The organism is Streptomyces sp. 1114.5 (assembly GCF_003635085.1).
Classification (GTDB): domain Bacteria; phylum Actinomycetota; class Actinomycetes; order Streptomycetales; family Streptomycetaceae; genus Kitasatospora.
On record NZ_RBXE01000001.1, the window covers coordinates 4778398 to 4796059 of the forward strand.

Below are 17662 nucleotides of genomic sequence, written 5' to 3' on the forward strand. Positions count from 1 at the left end.
CCGGGGAGGTCGTGCCGGAGACCGCGCCGGAGGTCGGGCCGGAGGTCGTTCCGGACCGCCGCTAGCCGGCACTGGCCGCCAGGGCCTCGCGCACGGTGACCAGGCAGGGGTCGCAGTACCGGTCCGGCCCTGCGGGGTCGGCGCCGTCCCCCGCCGGGATGACCCGCTGGGACGGTTCGAGGAACCGTCCGCACAGCGATGACGTCGAGTCGTCCTTCGCCACCACGTGCCACACGACGGCGGGCGGGGACACCGCCGGGTCGTGCTCGGCCCACATCTCGTACACGGCGCTACCTCCGGATCGCTGGGGCTCGGTCAGTCCATGCAACCGCGGCGGCTCCCGGTCGGCCACCGGGCCGGGCCCGGTGGGATGGTTGTGGCCGGCTGCCCTCACCGCTGGACCCCGGCGAACGACCCCCGACAGGCGGGCACCGCCGGGCCCGGGGGAGGGCCCGGCGGTGCCGGTTGCGTCAGGTGTGTCGGTGCGTCGGGTGCGCGCCGGGCGGGCTGTCAGGCGCGGCGGCCGCGCCTGCGGCGGGCGAGGAACACCGCGCCCCCGCCGACCGCCAGCAGCCCCACGGCCGCGGCCGCGATCGGCAGGGTGCCGGAGTCCGCGCCGGTCACGGCCAGGGCCGGGCCGGTCGCGCTGCTGCTGGGCGCCGCGACGGCGCTGCCGGAGCCGTCGGCCGGGCCGGCCGGGGCGGCGGAGGAGCCGCCGGAGGAGGTGGCGGGACCGGTCGGGGTGGCCGCGCCGGCCGGCTGGCCGGTGGTCGGGTCGAGTACGAGGGTCGCCGGCTGCGGGTTCTTGAAGTCGAACATGCCCTCGATGGAGCCGGCGTGCTCGTCGAAGGAGGCGTCGCCGATCCGGCCGGTCTTCCAGTTGTCCTCGACGAAGCGCAGCAGCGAGGTCTGGTCGGTCTGGGCGTGGTCCACGAAGTTGGCCTTCGCGTACGGCGAGAGGACCATCAGCGGCAGTCGCGGGCCGTAGCCGCAGCGGTCGGCGTAGCCGCCCCAGCCGGCGTCCTTGCCGCACTGGCCGGCGCCGTCGAGGCTGTCGTTGGCGGCGTCGCGGGAGCCGTTGACGGGCTCGGCGAACTTGTGGTCGTACCAGCCGTCGGAGTCGTCGTAGGCGATGACGACGGCGGTGGAGGCCCAGTCCTTGGACTTCTGCAGCTTGTTCACGGTGTCCACGACGAAGTGCTGCTCGTCCAGCGGGTCGGAGTACCCCGCGTGGCCGTCCTGGTAGTTGGCGGCCTTGAGGTAGCTGACGGCGGGGAGGTTGCCGTGCTGCAGGGCGGTGTCGAAGTCGGTCAGGTCGTACTGGTGGTTGGCCTGGCCGGCGTGGCCGATCTCGTCCGCGTCCTTGGGAGCCAGGTGCTTCGGGTTGGCCGTGGACTTGTAGTACTGGAAGGGCTCGTGGTGCGGGTTGTAGTCGGTCTGCTGGGCGCCGACGATGTTGGCGTGGGCGGCCCCGCAGACGGCCTTGCCGTCCTTGTCGCCGGTCGGCTTGAAGCCGCCCTGGAACCAGCCCCAGCTGACGCCCTTGTCGTTGAGCAGGTCGCCGACGTTGCGACCGGTCATCACCAGCTGGTTGTGCTGGGGGTTGGAGCAGTCGTCGTAGCCCGGGTCGGGGTCGTTGATGACGGTGCCGACGCCGTTGGCGTCCGGGGAGGACACCACGTAGGCGTCGGTGGTCTTCTGGCCGGTCTTCGGGTCGACCGGGTAGCCGCCGTGGGTCTGGCCGGTGACCAGGTTGAGCGCGCCCGGGGTGGAGGGACCGTAGTTGGTGCCGAAGAAGTTGTCGCTCATCGCGAAGCGCTGGGCGTAGTTCCAGTAGGCGGTGACGGTGTTGCCGTCGTAGTAGTCCATCACCAGCCCGGGCTGGGTGAACATCGGCGCCTTGCAGTTCTCGACGTCCGTGTGCTCGACGAACTTGTCCATCTTGCCGCCGTCGAAGGCGAGTTGTTCGTCCTTGTAGGTGTGGTCCTGGTCGCAGGTGACGGCCTGGGCGGGGCTCAGCCGCTTCGGGTTGGTCCCGTTCGGGTTGTGGTGGAGCAGGTCGTCGGAGAGGCCGTCGACCTTCGGAGTGCCCGGCTTGGCGGTGAACTTCACCTTGTCGTCGGCGGTGTTGGCCGCGTTCGGGTAGGTGCCGAAGTAGTGGTCGAAGGAGACGTTCTCCTGGAATATCACCACCAGGTGCTTGATCGGGGTGGCGGTCTGCGGGCCGTCGGCGGCGAAGGCCGCGGGCGCGCCGGCGAAGGCGGTCAGCGAGACCGCGCCGGCCAGGGCGGCGCCGTGGCGCAGCCACCGGGTGCGGGCGGGTACTGCGTGCATGGGGTGTACCTCGAACATCGGGTCAGGTGTGTCGGAATCAGGTGCCCCACCTGGTGGATCTCCGGCGGCGGGGCGGCATGAAGCTAGACAAGCGAGGTGAACGCTATTTGCATGTACACGTGAACACAAGGTAAATCGGGGCGGTCCGAGGCGGAGCCCTGCGGCTTCCGAACGGTTCGAGTGCGTCGGACGGCCGACGGCCCGTCAGCCGAGGAGGGCGGCCTCGATTCCGGCCGGCCCGGCCGCCGGGCCGAGCTCGAAACCCTCGTCGCAGTCCCGCAGCCTGTCGGCCCGGGAATGGGGCGTGTACGGCCTGTCGCACTCCGTTTCGGGAGGGTGAGCGGGGGTGTCGGGCGTTCATGGAACCATCACTCCGGGTAGTTGATCAGCGGCAGAGGGTGGAAGGGGGTGGGGTCAGGGAGTCGCGATGTCGGAACAGGATGAGCTCGGCGCGCCTGCCGGTCCGCAAGACCGTCCGAGGCGGTCCGAGCGCGTGCCGCAGCAGGCCCCGGCACCCGAGGTCCCCATCGACGGCGACCGGCCGGGGCCCGCCGACGGCGACGCCGAGGCCCCCTGGCCCGACCGGATGCTGCCGCTGCTGCGCACCCCCACCGCCGACCGCCGGCTGGCGCCGGCCCCCTCCGGCGCGGAGCCGCCCGGAACCGCCGAGCCGGCTCGGGTCCTGGAACTCGCGCTGCTGGTGGGCGAACTGCTGCTGGCCAGCGGCGAGGCCGCGGAGGACGTCGAGGCGGCCATGCTCGCCGTCGCCCGGGCCTACCGGGTCCATCCCTGCGACCCGCAGGTCACCTTCACCCGGGTGTCGATCTCCTATCAGCCGGGCTCCTCCGGGCCGCCGCTGACGGCCGAGTGCTCGGTCCGCCGCCCGGCCGGGGACTACGCGCGGCTGGCCGCGGTCTTCCGGCTGGTCACCGAGATCACGGCGGGCGGGATCGCCGTCCGCGACGCCCATGACCGCCTGGTGGCCGTGCACCGGCGCGACCGCCGCTACTCCGTCCGGGTCCTCCTGCTCTGCTGCGGCCTGCTGGCCGGGGCCGCGACGCTGCTGGTCGGCGGCCGCACCGACGCCCGGGCCTGGCTGGTGTTCGCCAGCGCCGTCGTCGCGGCCCTGGCGGGCGACCGGCTCTCGGCGCTGGTGGCGCGCCACGACCTCCCGCCCTTCTACCAGTTCGTGGTGGCCGCGGCCCCGGCCGCCGTGATCGGCATCCTGCTCTCCTTCAACGGCCTGCACCTGCGCGGATCGGTGGTGATCACCGGCGGGCTGTTCGCCCTGCTGCCGGGCTGGCCGATGGTCGCCGCGGCCCAGGACGGCCTGGCCGGCTTCTACCTCACCGCCGCCGCGCGCCTGCTCGAAGCGCTCTACCTGATGGCCGGCGTGGTGATCGGGGTGATGACGGTGCTCTACGTCGGCGTCAACAACGGCGCGGACCTGGCCGCCCAGGACGTCCCGGCGGCAGCGGTGAACCCGCCGCTGCAGCTCGCCGCGGCCGTGCTGCTCACCCTCGCGTTCGCGGTGCTGCTGAACACCGAGCTGGGCACGCTGCCCGCGGTCATGCTGAACAGCGCGGCCGGCTGGACGACGTACGGGGTGCTGGCCAACGCCGGCGTCGAGCCGATCCTGGCCACCGGCCTCGCCGCCGGGCTGGTCGGCCTGTCCGGCCAGCTGATGGCCCGGTGCCGGGGAAGCTCCGCGCTGCCGCACGTCACGGCGGCGCTGGGGCCGCTGCTGCCCGGATCGGTGCTGTACTTCGGGATGCTCGCCTTCGTCCGGGGCCAGCCCGAGACGGGGCTGAGCGGCATCGGGCGCGCCGCGGCGATGGCGATGGCCCTGGCCATCGGCGTGAACCTGGGCCGCGAGCTGGCCCGGCTCTTCCTCCCCGCGTCGCGTCCGGCGCCGCCGCCCCGTCGCCAGGGCGGCCGTCACCGGCGGTGAGGGGGGCCTCGTCAGGGGCAGTCCTCGTGCAGCCCGCAGAGCCAGGCCAGCGCCTGGTGGGCCCCGAGGACGTACATGTGGTCGGCCTCCTGCGCCAGCGCCCGGCGCAGGCCCACCGCGGCGGCCTGGCACTCGGCCAGCAGCTGCGCGCGGCACGGACCGTTCGCGCCGACCGCGGCGACGGCGGTGACGGGCGCGGCGACCTGAGCGCCGGCCGCCCACCGGTAGGCCCCCAGTACGCCGTGCTCGAAGCCCGTCCACGGCCGGGGCCGTCGGTTGGCGGTGTCGATCGCAGCGAACACCTCGTCCAGCGGGCGCACTCCCACGGCCGGGATCGTCTCGTCACTGGTCATGTCCGCAACCTACGTCCGCCCGCCGCCGTCCGCTCCCGGCGCGGGCACGCTGGGTGACGACCGCTCCCGTTCCACCCGACCGGCGGAGGAGGGCCGCCCGGTGAGGGCCCGGCGGGGGAGCGGCGCCCGGCCCGGTAGTCTGACCAGGTCGTGCCCGGTCGGTGAGGTGGCCGGGCCGGATGAACGGTGCGGGCCGATCGCCCGCTGGTGGAGATCCCTGATGACTCGTCGTTTTGACTGCTCGGACCCGTCCGAGCGCGCAGCCGGGCTGCGCGAGGCCGTGGCGGCGGTGCGCCGCGGCGAACTCGTCGTGCTGCCCACGGACACGGTGTACGGAGTGGGTGCGGACGCCTTCTCCCCGGAGGCGGTCGCCCGCCTGCTGGCGGCCAAGGGGCGGGGCCGGAACATGCCCTCGCCGGTGCTGGTCGGCTCCCCGGACGCCCTCGACGGCCTGGTCGAGGTGACGGCGCGGGCGCGCGAACTCGTCGCCGCGTTCTGGCCGGGCGGACTGACCCTGGTCGCCCGTCACCTGGCCTCGGTCGAGCTGGACCTCGGAGAGACCCGCGGGACGGTCGCCGTGCGGATGCCCGCGCACTCCGTCGCCATCGAACTGCTGGACGCCACCGGGCCGTTGGCCGTCTCCAGCGCCAACCTGACCGGCCACGACTCCCCGCAGGACTGCGACGCCGCCCAGGGCATGCTGGGCGATTCGGTGGCCGTCTACCTCGACGGCGGCCCCACGGCGGCCGCCGTGCCCTCCTCGATCGTGGACATCACCGGCGAGGTGCCCGTCCTGCTGCGGGCCGGCGCGATCGGCGCCGACCGCCTGCGCGAGGTCGTCCCGGACCTGCAGGAGCGCTGACGGATCAGGACCCGCACAGCCGGTCGAGCGTCGGGACGTCCGTGTTCGCCTGGCCGGCCGCATCCCGGGCCGGCCAGGCGCGTTCAGGCCTCCAGGGCCTGTCCGGGCCTACGCACCGGCGGCCGCGGGCCGGGCCAGCCACTCCTGCCAGGAGACCTCGCTGCCGATCAGGCAGGGCCGCCGGAAGGGCCACTCCTCGGCGATCCAGGTGGGGACGAGCGAGTCCAGGGCCCGCTCCAACTCGGTGCCGACCCGGTCGTCCACCACCCACCAGGAGATCTCGGCGTCCGAACCGGCCTTCTGCGGCGGGTCGATGTAGACGCAGCCGAGCAGGGCCGTCTCCGCCGCGTCGAACAGCGCGTAGTTGAACGACACGTGAGCGGCGATCTCCCGCTCGTGCCGGACCAGGTCGTCCAGGTCCTGCTGGTACGTCATGGTGGCGGCGGGCCAGCCCCAGGCCTCGCCGTAGATGGCCCAGAGCCGTTCCCGGGAGCCCATCACCGCCGGGTAGTCGAGCTCGGTGTCGGCCCCGGAGATCGGACGCAGGTGGTAGCCGCCGCCCGGCAGCGGGACGTGGACGGGATGGACGAAATCCGCAGGCAGCCAAGTCATGGGCGGGAGAGTAACCGAGGGCGGCTCCGACCTGCAGGGATTAATGCTGCGGGGATCAATCCTGCAGCGCCCGGCCGTCCTCGCCCGCGGTCTTGTCGAGCGACAGGCGCGGCCGCTCGGCCGTCTCCACGGCCTCCGGCGCTTGCGGGCCGCTCTGCTCGATGCGGCCCAGCAACCGGGCGACGGAGTCGGTGCGTTCGCGCAGCGTGGCGACGTGCCCGGCCCGGCCCGGTTCGGTGGCGGGCTCGGCGGGCAGTACGGGGATGCCGCGCTTGCGGGCGGTGGCGACCAGGCTTTCGCCGGCCTGGGCGGTGACGACCAGTACGGCGGCGGCGAACACGCCCGCGTCCAGGGTCCGCGGGCGCCCGAGCAGACCGCGGTGGACGATCCGCGCCGGGACGGTCAGCTCGTCCAGGCGCTGGTCGACCGAGCCGCGTTCGAGGGCGGCGAGGACGATGGTGGCCAGTGCCTCGCCGGCCTTGGTGACGACCCACTTGCGGCCGGGCACCGGCGGCAGGAACTCGCGGACCCGGTCCACCTCCTGCTCCAGGGCGGTCGTGGTGAGCACCTCGAAGGCGTTGCGGGTGCGGATCTCCACGACCTTGTCCCAGGCGATCTCCTCGCCGTCGAAACCGACCTCCGTCGGCCCCAGGTGGACGGCGCCGAGGCCGTCGAGGAGGCCGAGCAGCTTGTGCACCACAGTCGGCGTCCGCGGGTGGCGGCCGATCAGGGTGCCCACCGACAGCTTCCACGGGTCGGTGGCGGGAACGGACGGCGGCGGGACGGAGCCGAGGGCCGTGAGCGCCCAGCGCCCGCCCGCCGCCGCCCGACCGCCCCGCAGCACGGCCTGCCGCCCGGCCTCGCCCAACTCGGCCGCGGCCCCCGCCGCCGCTCCGGCCGCCGCTCCGACCAACCGCCCCAGACCGCCCACCAGCTCGCCCCCGCGCACGTGTTTCGTTCCTCTCCACACACCGTCGTTCCGAAGGTCGCCATGGTACGGGCCGTGCGCTCCGCGCCTCCTCCGGCCGTCGCCGGTGACGTTTGTCATGCGGGTCCGGCGACAGAACTCACTGACACCGGGTCGGCTGCCTGCGGCAGGCTCGACCTCGACGGGGGACGAACACGGAGAGGGACAGGGGAGCGGACATGAAGGTACTGGTGGCCGGGGCCGGACTCGGTGGGCTCTGCCTGGCGCACGGGCTGCTGCGGGCCGGTGTGGACGTCCGGGTCCACGAGCGGGAGGACGGGCCGGACAGTCGCTACCAGGGCTTCCGGATCGCCCTGAACGGGCACGGCCTGGCAGCCCTGAACGCCTGCCTGCCGGAGCGGCTGCACGCCCTGCTGGCGGCCGTCTCCGGGCCGATGGCGGGCGAACGGCGGGCCGTGGACCACCTGCTCGGGGAGGTCCGCAGCCTCGGCCGCGCGGACGAGGGCACGGCCGCCGACCGGTACGTGCTGCGCCGACTGCTGCTGGCCGGGCTCGGCGACCGCGTCGAGTTCGGCAAGCCCGTGGTCGGCTACACCGAGCGGGCGGACGGCACGGTCGAGGCGCACTTCGGGGACGGCGGCAGCGCCGTCGGCGACCTGCTGGTCGGCGCGGACGGCGTGGGCTCGGCGGTGCGCCGCCAACTGCTGCCCGGCGCCGAGGCGGTCACCCTCCCCGGCCACGCCGTCCTCGGGCGCACCCCGCTCACCGAGCGGTTCGCCGCGCTCGTCCCGGGCTTCGGCACCGTCGTGCACGGCCCCGGCGCGAGCATGCTGCTCGGCCGCATGGAGTTCCGCCGGCCGCCGCGGCTCGCGGCCGCCGAACTCGCGCCCGACGTCCGGCTGCCCGACACCGGCGACTACCTGCGCTGGGTGGTGATGCCCACCGACGACCTGCCCGCCGGGCCACGGCCCTGGGAGGCCGTCCGCGGCGACCTGCTCGCCCTGCTCGACGGCTGGCACCCGGACCTCGTGGACCTGGTCCGCGCGGCCGACGTCGTCAACAGCTCTCCATTGACGGTCCGTTACGCCGAGCCGGTGCCGCACTGGGGCGGCAGCCGCCGGGTCACCCTGCTCGGGGACGCGATCCACGTCATGCCGCCCAGCGGCGGCCAGGGCGCCAACACCGCCCTGCGGGACGCCGCGCTGCTCGCCCGCTCGCTCACCGCCGTCCAGCGGGGCGAGGCCGAACTCCCGGCCGCCGTCGAGCGCTACGAGCAGCGGATGCTGGAGTACGGCTTCGCGGCCGTCGCCGAAAGCCTGGAGCGCCTGCCGGACTTCACCCCTGCGCGCCGGTGAGCCGACGGGCGGCGCGGGCGGTGCGGGCGGGGGTGCTGCTCCGGATCGGCCGACCGGCTCGGTGGGCCGGATCCGGATACGCTGAGCGAGATGGCCCCGGACCGGCCGGGGCTGCCGGAACAGGTGGGATCAGGCCAGGTCAGAGCGGGTCAGGCCGGGTCAGACCGGGTCTTGCGGGGTCTTGCCCGGTCTTGCCCGGTCTTGCCGGGTCGGAGGTGCGCGGTGCCGGAGCAGAGCAGGTCGTGGCGGGACGGGCGGTCCGGCGGGTGCCACCCGCGCGGCGGGCCCGCGCGCGGCGACTGACCGGGCACCGCGACCGTGCGCTCCGCCGACGTCGAGGTGGTCGTCACCGTGCCCAACCACGGCATCGGCCTGTGGATGGTCGGCGCGTTCGTGCTCACCTTCGTGGGCACCCGGGTGATCACCCGGCTGATCCGGGCCGGCCGCGGGCCCTTCCGCAACGTCGAGGTCGGCGGCACCCACGTCCACCACCAGGTGTACGGGATCCTCGCGATGCTGGTGGCCGGCGCGATGGAGTTCGCCTACCGGCCGGACACCCCCGGGGCGCAGATCCTGGCCGCGCTGTTCGGCACCGGTGCCGCGCTCACCCTCGACGAGTACGCGCTCTGGCTGCACCTGAAGGACGTCTACTGGACGCGGGAGGGCCGAAAGTCCGTCGACGCGGCGTTCCTGGCGGTGGCGGTCGGCCTGCTGCTGGTGGCCGGGGTCAACCCGTTCGCCGACACCGGCCAGGGCGCCACCGCCCACCTGGAGTTCGCCGTGGTGCTGCTGATCGACCTGGTGTTCACCGTCGGGGCGATCCTCAAGGGCAAGACGGCGCTCGGGGTGATCGGGCTGCTGGTGCCGCTGGTCGCCCTGGTCGCCTGCCTGCGCCTGGCCAAACCGGACTCGCCGTGGGCCCGCTGGCGCTACCGGCCGGGCTCGCAACGGGCCGAGCGCGCGCTGCGCCGCTACCCGCCCGGCCGGCGGACCCGGATGGACGCCCTGAAGGACTTCGTCGGGGGAGTCCCCTGGCGCTGAGGCCCGGGAGCCTGCTGTCGTGGCCCCCGTGGTCAGGCCAGGAAGCGGTGCAGCGAGTCGGCCATGGCCCGGACGAAGCGCTCCCGTGTCGCCTCGGGGACCAGATCGAGGGACAGGTAGGGATTGAGGTCCTCCAGTTCGACCATGAGCAGGCGCCCGTCCGGCGCCCGGCAGGCGTCCACCCGCTGGATCCCGTGGTCGAGCGTGTTCCAGTCGACGAAGCGCCGCGCGAACGCGAGATCGGCCGCGCCCGGCTCGTACGGTTCCAGCACCCAGCGCCGGGCCGGGTCGGGCGCGTACAGGGCGTACTGGAAGGCGTCGTCCACGAAGTAGAACGAGACCTCGTACCGGAAGTCGATCCGTGGCTGGACCAGCACTCCGCCCCAGTCGAGACCGTCCAGCTCCGCGCGGGGGAGGAAGCGCAGGCCTATGCTGTCGGCGCCCTCCTTGGGCTTGACCGCGTAGGCGTCGGCGGCGGGCAGCCGGGGGAGGTCCTGCGGGCGGTCGACGGTGGGGATGACCGGTTCGCCGGCCTCGGTCAGGTCCAGCAGGTACTGCTTCCCGGCCATGTCCCCGCGCCCGGTCAGCGGGTTGTAGACCCGCACGCCGTCGGCCAGGGCCCGGGCGCGGAAGCGGGCGTACTCCTCCCGGTAGTGCAGCACCGGTCCGCTGTTGCGCACCACGACCGCGTCGAAGCGCTCCATCAGGGCCAGGGCGTCGAGCGGGTGGCAGAGGGCGAGGTCGAACCACTCCCGGAGGCGGGAGGTCAGGAGGACGTCCTCGTCGCCGTAGCGGCGCCCTCGGGCCGGGTAGGCGAGGTCGGTCACGTACAGCAGGCTGGGCCGGTCGGGCACGAAGACTCCCTGGTCATCGGTGGTGTGGGGGTGAATCTACCGGGTTCTTCGGGGCTGCCACGATGCAGCCCGGAGCCGGCTGCTGCGGGCCCCGCGAGGAGGTGGCGGTCCGGCGCGGATGCGCGGTGGGCCGTCGGAGTGCAGGGTGGACGGGTACGGTCCGGGACCGGGGGCGACCGTCCGCCGATTCGAGGAGGCGCCATGCCCACCAGGAAGTTCCTCCACCGGGCGCTGGCCCTGGCCGCCCTGGCAGCGCTGCCGGCCGCCGCGTTCACGGCGCCCGCCACCGCGGCCACGGTGGCCTCCGCCCCGCAGGCGGTGGCCGCGGCCGCGCCGACCTCCTTCGTGGACCTGGCGGCCCGTCCGCTGCCGTCCGACCACCTGGCGCACCGGATCACGGTCACCTACCGCAACGACTCGGGGGCGGACCGGACGATCGCGCCGCAGATCCTGGTCGAGTCACCGGACCAGGGGCCCTTCCTGGCGCCGGCGGACGTCAAGCTGGAGGTGCTGAGCGGCGGCCACTGGACGCCGGTGCGGCTGGCGAGCCAGACCGGCACGCTGTACACCGACCTCACCCGGGCGAAGCTGGTCCTGCACAGCCACCACACCTTGACCCAGTACTACCGGCTCACCGTCCTCAAGGCGGGGCCGGGGACGATCCAGCCCAGGGTGGCGCTGTACGGCTGACGGCCTGCAGCGGCGAGTTCGGGCGGTTCGCGGTTGTCCGCCGCGGGCCGCCGAACTCGGTCTCCCGGGGCCGGAGTTCGGCCGTGTGGCGGCCGGGGCCAGGGGGCTTGCCTTTCGGTGTCGCGTGGCTAGGCAGCGGTTCCCCGATGTGCTGACATAGGCATGTCAAGTCGGGGCCGGCGTCCGACGGGCTCGGACCCCGCCGCGCCGCCTCCGACTCCGTGCACGTTCGAAGGGGAAGCCCATGCTGCTCCGTGCGCTGGCCGCCGCGGCCGTCGCCGCCGCCACGCTGTCCGGCCCGTCGGCCTTCGGCCTCGACTCGCTCCCGACCCCGCCGGACCGGATCGTCATCGACGTCGCGACGGTCAACGGCTCCGGCTGTCCGGCGGGAACGGCCGCCGTGGCCGTCTCCCCGGACAACACCGCCTTCACCGTCACGTACAGCAGCTACCTCGCCCAGGTGGGGCTGGGGTCGAAGCCGACCGACTTCCGGAAGAACTGCCAGCTCAACCTGCGGGTGCACGTCCCGCAGGGCTTCACCTACGCGATCGCCTCCGCCGACTACCGCGGCTACGCCCACCTGGAGAAGGGCGCCGGCGGCACCCAGCGGGCCGGCTACTACTTCCAGGGCCTGCCCGACACCTCCTACCAGAACCACCGCTTCGACGGCCCGAAGGACGACAACTGGCAGGCGACCGACACCGTCGACGTCCAGGCCCTGGTCTTCGCCCCCTGCGGCGAGGAGCGGAACTTCAACATCAACACCGAGCTGCGGGTCAGCCCCGGCAGCTCGGACCCGACCCGCACCACCAGCTTCATGACCATGGACTCGACGGACGGCGACATCGACACCGTCTACCACCTCGCCTGGAAGCACTGCCCCTGACCCGCGAGCGCCGACCCCCGGCGGGGTGGGTGGCGACGGACGGGCTCAGAGCCCCAGGCCCCCGCTGGCGTCGATGACCTGGCCGGTCACCCAGCCCGCTTCGCGGGAGACGAGGAACGCGACGACGGCGGTGACGTCGGCCGTCCGGCCGACGCGGTCGAAGACCGACCACGCGGCGGTGCGAGCCCGGGCGGCGGCGTCGCGGAGGGCCGCCTCGGTCAGGTCGGTCTCGATCACGCCGGGGGAGACGGTGTTGACGGTGATCCCGCGTGGACCCAGCTCCTTCGCCAGAGCCAGGCCGAAGGTCTCCAGCGCTCCCTTGGTCATCGCGTAGACCATCCGCTGCGGATAGGCGACGCGGGTGGCAACCGAGGAGACGTTGACGATCCGTCCGTCCTCGCGCAGCCGGTCCAGGCCCTCGCGTACGACGAAGAACGGGGCCTTGACGTTCACCGCGAACACCCGGTCGAACTCCTCGGGCGTGGTGGCGCGGAGGTCGCCGGAGGTGACGCCCGCGTTGTTGACCAGGATGTCGACGCCGCCGGCCAGCCCCAGCGCGGCGAGCCCGGCGTCCACGCCCGCCCAGAGCGTCCGGGCGTCGCCAGGCTCGCCGAACCGCGCCCGGACCGCGAAGGCCCGGCCTCCGGCGGCGCGGATCCGGCGGACCGTCTCCGCGGCCGCCGACTCGTCGGTGCCGTAGTGCACGGCGACCACTGCGCCCTCGGCTGCGAGCCGCAGTGCGATGGCGCGGCCGATGCCCCGGCCGGCGCCGGTGACCACCGCGGTCCTGCCCTCCGGTCCGGTCACCTGGCCGCTCCCCGTGAGGACGCCGCGGCGGTGCCCGGCACCGGCGGCTCGCCGAACCAGCGGGAGAGCGCGGTCCGCAGGGCCTCGACGTCCTCCCCGACGACGAGCGGCCGGTCGGTGGCCCAGGCGACGAAGCCGTCGGGGCGCAGCAGCACGGCGGCGGGGAGCGGATCCTGTGCCTCCACGCGCAGGTGGCGCACCCGGCCGGACCACGGCTCCGCGGCCGGCGCCAGCCCCGGGGTCGCACGGCACTCCAGCAGCAGGCCGCGCGCGGGGTGGAGCAACTCAACCAGTCGGGTCGGCCGGCCGGCGACCGTCAGCGGGCGGTCCTCGGGGAAGGACCCGACGGCGGGATGGTCGCCGGGCCCGGCCGGGTAGCGGAGGCCCACACCGGTGATCTGTTCGCTGATCATCGCGTTGACGGCCGCGAAGTCGGTGAGCAGCCGGCCGAACAGTTCGCGCAGCGCGTCGGTCTGCGGCCCGGGCCGCATCAGGGCGCTCTGCGCCCGGGTGTTCTGGACGACGGCGGCCCCGACCGGGTGCCGTTCGGCGTGGTAGCTGTCCAACAGGCCGGGCGGGGCCCAGCCCTGGCAGGCCGCGGCCAGCTTCCAGCCCAGGTTCATGGCGTCCTGCAGGCCGAGGTTGACGCCCTGCCCGCCGACCGGCAGGTGGATGTGGGCGGCGTCGCCGGCCAGGAACACCCGGCCGTGCCGGTACCGTTCGGCCTGCCGCGCGCTGTCGCCGAACCGGGACATCGTGCCCGGGTCGTGCTCGGTGACGGTGACGGACCGGCCCAGGACGCGCTCGATGCTCGCCTGCAGCTCGGCGGTCGTCATGGGCAGCTCCGGATCGGGCGGCGGCTCCCATTCGTAGGTCATGATCCGGCCGAACGGCAGGCCGGCGATCCACCCCGAGGGGGTGCGGCGCCAGCCCATCTCGACGGGCGGATCCACCTCGATGCGGATCATGCCGAGTCGGGCCGTGACCGAGGCCTCGGTGCCGGGGAAGCCGATGCCGGCCCGGCGGCGCACGAGGCTGCCGCCGCCGTCGCACCCGACGAGGTAGCGCGTCCTGATCAGCTCCGGGGCGCCGGTGCCGGTGGTTCCGTCGGTCCCGGGGGTGCCGTCGAGCCGGACGATGAGCCCGTCCGCGGTCTCCGTGTAGTCGACGAACTCGCAGTGGTAGCGGACCGGTTCGTCCGGTACGGCCAGCCGGTGGCGGTACACGGTGCGGATGAACTCGCGTGACATGCCCAGGCCGTGCGGCTGCTCGGCGGCCGGATCGTCCTGCCCGAGCAGGAAGATGCCCGCGTAGCCGCCGCGGAACCGGGCCAGATCGGGCTCCCCGGCCTGCGCCTTCCGGAAGTCCTCCAGCAGGCCCCGGCGGTCGAGCATGGCCAGGGTGCGCGGGTGCAGCCCCATGCTGCGCACCGGGCCGACCCGCCCCGCACCGTCGACGACCAGCACCGTCACGTCGTGCAACCGGAGTTCGTACGCCAGGGCCAGCCCCACCGGCCCGGCCCCCACGATCAGCACGTCGACGTCCGGGCCGTTCACCGGACCGTCCAGGGGACCGCTCACCGGACGGTCACGGGCAGCGAGCTCAGTCCGCGCAGGGTGGCGGTGGGCCGCCGCACCGGGGCGGCGGCGAGCTTCAGCGGGCGGGGCAGCGAGACGACGGCGGTGACCAGGTCCTCCAGCAGGCCCTGGGCGACGGCCCGGCCGATGCAGGCGTGGGTGCCCCAGCTGTAGCCGAAGTGGTCGTTCGGGGTGCGGTCGAGCACCAGCTCGTCCGGCTTCGGGAACCGGTCCGGGTCGTGGTTGGCGGCGGCGTACAGGCAGAGGACGCCGTCACCGCGCCGGATCGACCGGCCGCCGACCGTCACGTCGACGGTGGCGAAGCGCGTCGTCCCGGTGACCGGGCTGTCGAACCTCAGCAACTCGTCCACGCCGGTGCGCAGCAGGCGACGGTCCCGCAACTGCTGCGCCGCCGTCGGGTGGGAGAGCAGCGCGGCGACGAGGTTGCCCATGCACGAGGACATCGCCATGTAGCCGCTCATCAGCATGACGCGCACGGTGTGGTGGATGTGGTGCTCCGGGATGTCGCCCGCCGCGGCCGGATCGAGGACGTGGGACAGCAGGCTGCCGGGTACCGGGTCGCGCAGCCAGGAGCCGATCAACCGGTCGAGCCGCGCCCGTGCCTCGGCACCGCGCCGGTAGACCTCCGGGGCCCGGTGGGCGTCCATGGCGAGCACGATGGCGTCGGCGTCCTCGGCGAACCCGGCCGGGTCCGGCGCGGGGACCCCGAGCAGTTCGCAGCTCACCAGGAGGGAGAGCGGCACCGCCACCGACGGCACGAAGTCGAACCCGGGCGCGCCGTCGGTCGTTTCGGGCAGCGCCGCCTGCGGTGCCGTCAGCAGGGCGGTCAGCAGGGCCGACAGCCGCTGCCCGAAGTGCTGTCGCAGCGCGGTGGCGTCGAACCGCCGCAGGGCCGCCAGGTACAGCCGTCGCAGCGGGATCTGCTCCGGCGGGTCCAGGGTCTGCAGGCTCTCCAACGCGGCCGGCAGCTCCGCACCGACCCGGCGGCGGTCGCGGGCGAAGCGCTCGTGGTCGTGGACCACGGCCAGGCAGTCGTCGTAGCGGGTCAGCACCCAGCAGTCGAGGGCTTCGTGCCAGTGGACGGGAGCGTGTCGGCGGAGCCGGGCGTAGACCGGATAGGGGTCGTGGAGGGTCGATGGATCCAGCGGATCGTAGGGGAGGTGTTCTGGCACCGGTTCTCCTTGGTCGGACGGTCCGTCGGGGGATCAGCCGCGGCTGCGGGCGGAGGACCGGCGGGGGGACCGGTCGGGGAATCGGTCGGGGGATCGGACAGGCGGGAGGGGAGTCCAGTAGCTGCGCACCCGCGGACCGCGGGAGCGGCGCAGCGGATCGCGGACCAGGCGCCCGACGAGGCCGACCGGCGTGACGACGAGGAAGTAGACGACGAACAGCAGGAGCCTGCGCACGGAAGCGTCCTCCGGTGGTGGTTGGGGTCGGGCCGGCCGGTCAGTCCAGCGGGATGGCTTCGCGCCACTCGCCGTCCTCGCGCCATGGCGGCTGCTCGCCCTTGAGGAGGAGGAAGCGGCCGAGCGCGAGGACGTCGATGCCGGTGCGCATGAAGCAGGCGTACGCCTCGGCCGGGGTGTTGACGATCGGCTCGCCGCGGACGTTGAACGAGGTGTTCACGAGGACCGGGCATCCCGTCAGGCCCTTGAACGCCGAGAGGAGCGCGTGGAAGGCGGGATTGGTGTGCTCGTCGACGGTCTGCACCCGGGCCGACAGGTCGACGTGGGTGACGGCCGGCAGCGTGGAGCGCCGCACCCGGAGCAGGTCCAGCCCCGTCAGGCCGGCGTCCGCATCGGCGGGGTCGAGCTGCTGCGCCGGGGCGAGCGAGGCCACCAGCAGCATGTAGGGGCTGTCCTGGTTGAGCTGGAAGTGGTCCTTGGCGTCCGCGGCGAGGACGGCCGGCGCGAAGGGCCGGAACGACTCGCGGAACTTGATCTTCAGGTTCATCTCCGACTGCATGGCCGGGTTGCGGGGGTCGCCGAGGATCGACCGGTTGCCCAGCGCCCTGGGCCCGAACTCCATCCGCCCCTGGAACCATCCGACGACCTGCCCGGCGGCGAGCTGCGCGGCGACCTGCTCGACCAGCTGCTCGTCGGTCAGCCGGTGGTGCGGTATGCCCTCGCCGTCGAGGTAGTCGGCGATCTGCCGGTCGCTGTACGAGGGGCCGAGCAGGGCTCCCGCCATCGCGTCCGTGCCGGTGCCGGTCACGGTGCTGCTGCCGGTGCCACTGCCGGAACTACGACCGGTCCCGGTGCCGAGGTGCGGGCGCGGTGCTCCCCGCGCCACGCCGACCGCGAGCGCGGCGCCGAGGGCCCCGCCCGCGTCGCCCGCCGCGGGCTGGACCCAGATCTCCTCGAACACCCGCCGGTCGGCGAGCCTGCCGTTGGCCACGCAGTTGAGCGCCACCCCGCCGGCCAGGCAGAGCCGGCTCTCCCCGGTCAGCCGCCGGGCGGTGCCCGCCAGCTTCAGGACGACGTCCTCGGTGACCTGCTGGACGGAGGCGGCCAGGTCGAACTCGCGTTCCGTGAGCGGCCCTTCGGGCTGTCGGCGGGGCCCGCCGAAGAGCTTCTCGAACCGCTTGCCGGTCATGACCCGCCCGCGCAGGTACTCGAAGTACCCCAGGTCGAGGCGGAACGAGCCGTCCGCCCGGACGTCGATCAGCTTCTCGCGGATCAGCGGGGCGTACCGCGGCTTCCCGTAGGGCGCCAGGCCCATCAGCTTGTACTCCCCGGAGTCCACCTTGAATCCGCAGAAGTAGGTGAACGCGGAGTACAGCATGCCCAGCGAGTGGGGGAAGGCGATCTCGGCGACCTGGCGGAGCTCGCGGTCCCGGCCGTGCCAGATCGTGGTCGTCGCCCACTCGCCGACCCCGTCGATGCAGAGCACCGCGGCGGACTCGTACGGACTGGGCAGGAAGGCCGAGGCCGCGTGGGACTCGTGGTGGCGGCGGCAGACGATCGGCGGCACCGCTCCCGCACCGAGCGCGGCCAGTTCCCGGTGGACCACCTCGGTGGCCCGCCGCTTCCAGGACAGCCACTGCGGCAGTGTGGAGCGGAAGGAGGCGAAGCCGTACGGGGCGGCCCCGGCGAAGGTCGCCAGCACCCGCCGGAACTTCAGTTGCGGGTCCTCGTAGTAGGCGACCGCCGAGACGTCGTCCAGGCGCAGGCCGCCCTCGTCCAGGCAGTACTCCACCGCCCGGGCAGGGAACGCCGAGTCGTGCCGGTGCCGGCTGAACCGCTCCTCCTGGGCGGCTGCCAGCACGGTCCCGTCGGAGGTCAGTGCCGCGGCACTGTCGTGATAGAAGGCCGATATACCGAGTACCGGATCGGGCATGGGCGTTCTCCTGATCGAGGCAGGGCTGCCGTACGGGTGGGAGCGGTCAGAA

The 17662-nt window shown here is 73.9% G+C and carries 17 protein-coding genes; 6 read left to right on the plus strand and 11 right to left on the minus strand.

All coding sequences use genetic code 11. From position 1 onward, the window contains the following. Window positions 1-61: 61 nt before the first annotated feature. Window positions 62-286 (minus strand): hypothetical protein, encoded by a 225-nt coding sequence (locus tag BX285_RS21240; RefSeq protein ID WP_097239435.1) that lies wholly within the window; start codon window positions 284-286, stop codon window positions 62-64. Window positions 287-510: 224 nt separating this feature from the next. Continuing rightward, complete coding sequence (locus tag BX285_RS21245; protein ID WP_183107122.1) at window positions 511-2334, minus strand: phospholipase C; 1824 nt, start codon at window positions 2332-2334, stop codon at window positions 511-513. A 493-nt stretch (window positions 2335-2827) separates the two neighbouring features. Between BX285_RS21245 and BX285_RS21250 the strand changes: the two genes are divergently transcribed. Beyond that, the gene (locus BX285_RS21250; RefSeq protein ID WP_259470618.1) at window positions 2828-4285 is read left to right on the plus strand and encodes a threonine/serine exporter ThrE family protein; all 1458 of its coding nucleotides are present in this window, start codon (window positions 2828-2830) and stop codon (window positions 4283-4285) included. Window positions 4286-4296: 11 nt separating this feature from the next. On the opposite strand, the gene BX285_RS21255 is transcribed toward BX285_RS21250, so the two are convergent. Then, window positions 4297-4638 (minus strand): hypothetical protein, encoded by a 342-nt coding sequence (locus tag BX285_RS21255; RefSeq protein WP_097239438.1) that lies wholly within the window; start codon window positions 4636-4638, stop codon window positions 4297-4299. A 220-nt stretch (window positions 4639-4858) separates the two neighbouring features. Here BX285_RS21255 and BX285_RS21260 point away from each other — a divergent pair, with 220 nt between their 5' ends. Beyond that, window positions 4859-5500 (plus strand): L-threonylcarbamoyladenylate synthase, encoded by a 642-nt coding sequence (locus tag BX285_RS21260; protein WP_097239439.1) that lies wholly within the window; start codon window positions 4859-4861, stop codon window positions 5498-5500. A 108-nt stretch (window positions 5501-5608) separates the two neighbouring features. Here the strand turns inward: BX285_RS21260 and BX285_RS21265 are convergent, their stop codons facing one another. Further along, window positions 5609-6112 (minus strand): GNAT family N-acetyltransferase, encoded by a 504-nt coding sequence (locus BX285_RS21265; RefSeq protein ID WP_097239440.1) that lies wholly within the window; start codon window positions 6110-6112, stop codon window positions 5609-5611. A 55-nt stretch (window positions 6113-6167) separates the two neighbouring features. Further along, window positions 6168-7061, minus strand: coding sequence for a hypothetical protein (locus BX285_RS21270; RefSeq protein WP_121176449.1), 894 nt, complete (start codon window positions 7059-7061; stop codon window positions 6168-6170). A gap of 197 nt (window positions 7062-7258) precedes the next feature. On the opposite strand from BX285_RS21270, the gene BX285_RS21275 reads away from it, so the two are divergent. Next, complete coding sequence (locus BX285_RS21275; protein WP_220783928.1) at window positions 7259-8395, plus strand: NAD(P)/FAD-dependent oxidoreductase; 1137 nt, start codon at window positions 7259-7261, stop codon at window positions 8393-8395. Between the two features lie 318 nt (window positions 8396-8713). Further along, window positions 8714-9436, plus strand: a complete 723-nt coding sequence (locus BX285_RS21280; RefSeq protein WP_259470619.1) for a hypothetical protein — start codon at window positions 8714-8716, stop codon at window positions 9434-9436. 32 nt (window positions 9437-9468) lie between these two features. Here BX285_RS21280 and BX285_RS21285 read toward each other — a convergent pair whose 3' ends face one another. Next, the gene (locus tag BX285_RS21285; protein WP_121176452.1) at window positions 9469-10290 is read right to left on the minus strand and encodes a hypothetical protein; all 822 of its coding nucleotides are present in this window, start codon (window positions 10288-10290) and stop codon (window positions 9469-9471) included. A gap of 201 nt (window positions 10291-10491) precedes the next feature. Between BX285_RS21285 and BX285_RS21290 the strand changes: the two genes are divergently transcribed. Together BX285_RS21290 and BX285_RS21295 are read left to right on the plus strand one after the other, a co-directional pair. Further along, window positions 10492-10980 carry a hypothetical protein gene (locus BX285_RS21290; RefSeq protein ID WP_183107123.1) on the plus strand — a complete coding sequence of 163 codons (489 nt, stop codon included), beginning with the start codon at window positions 10492-10494 and terminating at the stop codon, window positions 10978-10980. A 244-nt stretch (window positions 10981-11224) separates the two neighbouring features. Next, on the plus strand, window positions 11225-11866 hold the full coding sequence (locus BX285_RS21295; RefSeq protein WP_121176454.1) for a DUF4360 domain-containing protein: 642 nt from the start codon (window positions 11225-11227) through the stop codon (window positions 11864-11866). Window positions 11867-11911: 45 nt separating this feature from the next. On the opposite strand, the gene BX285_RS21300 is transcribed toward BX285_RS21295, so the two are convergent. The 5 genes from BX285_RS21300 to BX285_RS21320 are packed head-to-tail and all read right to left on the minus strand — an operon-like array spanning window position 11912 to window position 17610. After that, entirely contained in the window at window positions 11912-12673 is a 762-nt protein-coding gene (locus tag BX285_RS21300; protein WP_121176457.1) for an SDR family oxidoreductase, read from the minus strand. Beyond that, entirely contained in the window at window positions 12670-14253 is a 1584-nt protein-coding gene (locus BX285_RS21305; RefSeq protein WP_259470620.1) for an FAD-dependent monooxygenase, read from the minus strand. The genes BX285_RS21300 and BX285_RS21305 overlap by 4 nt, the downstream gene beginning before the upstream one ends. Next, window positions 14250-15443, minus strand: a complete 1194-nt coding sequence (locus tag BX285_RS21310) for a cytochrome P450 (RefSeq protein ID WP_121176459.1) — start codon at window positions 15441-15443, stop codon at window positions 14250-14252. The genes BX285_RS21305 and BX285_RS21310 overlap by 4 nt, the downstream gene beginning before the upstream one ends. Window positions 15444-15476: 33 nt before the next feature. Continuing rightward, window positions 15477-15677, minus strand: coding sequence for a hypothetical protein (locus BX285_RS21315; protein WP_121176461.1), 201 nt, complete (start codon window positions 15675-15677; stop codon window positions 15477-15479). 40 nt (window positions 15678-15717) lie between these two features. After that, the gene (locus BX285_RS21320; protein ID WP_121176464.1) at window positions 15718-17610 is read right to left on the minus strand and encodes a carbamoyltransferase N-terminal domain-containing protein; all 1893 of its coding nucleotides are present in this window, start codon (window positions 17608-17610) and stop codon (window positions 15718-15720) included. Between the last annotated feature and the right edge of the window lie 52 nt (window positions 17611-17662).